The organism is Psychromonas arctica (assembly GCF_038155225.1).
In the GTDB taxonomy this organism is placed as follows: domain Bacteria; phylum Pseudomonadota; class Gammaproteobacteria; order Enterobacterales; family Psychromonadaceae; genus Psychromonas; species Psychromonas arctica_B.
Genome location: NZ_JBAKBA010000372.1, coordinates 1 through 214, shown reverse-complemented (window position 1 = coordinate 214; position 214 = coordinate 1). Strand labels below are relative to the sequence as shown.

The window sequence follows — 214 nt, the reverse complement described above, 5'->3', positions numbered from 1 at the left end:
CTTGGTGACCTGCTTGAGTATTATCTTCTGCATTTTCAACCGCTTTTAAAATAGCAGGCTTGCCACCGGCAATTAATCCAACCACTTGTTACGCTGGACTACCAAAAGTAGGAGGGCATTCACTTGCATCTAAAATACATAAGCGCCCAGACGTCCCTGCGCCACAATAGAATAAACTTCCGCCTATACTAAAAGCATGCTGAATAGCATCTAC

General features: G+C 43.9%; 1 pseudogene. It reads right to left on the bottom strand.

Going from position 1 to position 214, the window contains the following annotated elements:
* Positions 1-214 (bottom strand): annotated as a pseudogene (gene murQ, locus V6255_RS18830) (N-acetylmuramic acid 6-phosphate etherase); the annotation flags it as partial.